This is a genomic window from Rhizobacter sp. P3_B12, from assembly GCF_056402895.1.
On sequence record NZ_JBFUGN010001546.1, the window covers coordinates 1 to 895 of the forward strand.

The window sequence follows — 895 nt, forward strand, 5'->3', positions numbered from 1 at the left end:
CCGCGGCGCTGCGCGCGCTGTACCCGCGCCTCGTCTACTGCTCGATCACCGGCTTCGGCCAGACCGGCCCCTACGCCGAGCGCGCCGGCTACGACTACGCCATCCAGGGCATCGGCGGCCTGATGAGCGTGACCGGCGAGCGCGACGACCTGCCCGGCGGCGGCCCGCAGAAGGTGGGCGTCGCGGTGGCGGATCTCTTCACCGGCATGTACGCGAGCGTCGCGATCCTGGCCGCGCTGCGCCACCGCGATGCCACCGGCCAGGGCCAGGCCGTCGACATGGCGTTGCTCGACACCCAGGTCGCGATGCTCGCCAACCTCGGCGCCAACTTCCTCGCCACGGGCGCCGCGCCGCGGCGGGCCGGCAACGCCCACCAGAACATCGTGCCCTACCAGGTGTTCGAGACCTCGGATGGCCACCTGATCCTGGCGGTCGGCAACGACGGCCAGTTCGCGAAGTTCTGCGAGGTGGCCGGCCGGCCGGAGCTGGCCGCCGATCCCCGCTTCGCGCGCAATGCCGACCGCGTGCGCCATCGCGCGGCGCTGGTGCCGCTGCTGGAGGAGATCGTCCGGGCCCGGTCGAAGCAGCAGTGGCTGTCCGCCCTCGAGGCCGCCAAGGTGCCGTGCGGCGCGATCAAYGACCTGGCCGAGGTCTTCGCCGATCCGCAGGTCCAGGCCCGCGGCATGACGGTGCCGATGCCGCACCCGCTGGCCGACACGCTGCGGGTGGTGGCCAGCCCGATGAAGCTGTCCGGCACGCCGGTGCAGTACCGCCGCGCGCCGCCGCTGCTCGGCGAGMACACCGACGAGGTGCTGGCCGAGCTCGGATGGTCCGACGCCGAGCGCGCCGAGCTGCGCCGCCAGGACGTCCTCTAACTGACGAAGCCTCCCCCCGC

1 protein-coding gene is annotated in these 895 nt (G+C 73.6%); it reads left to right on the forward strand.

Going from position 1 to position 895, the window contains the following annotated elements; all coding sequences use genetic code 11:
• The coding region (locus tag AC1D01_RS36775; protein ID WP_477874758.1) for a CaiB/BaiF CoA transferase family protein at window positions 1-875 on the forward strand (875 nt) is incomplete at its 5' end.
• Window positions 876-895: the final 20 nt, after the last annotated feature.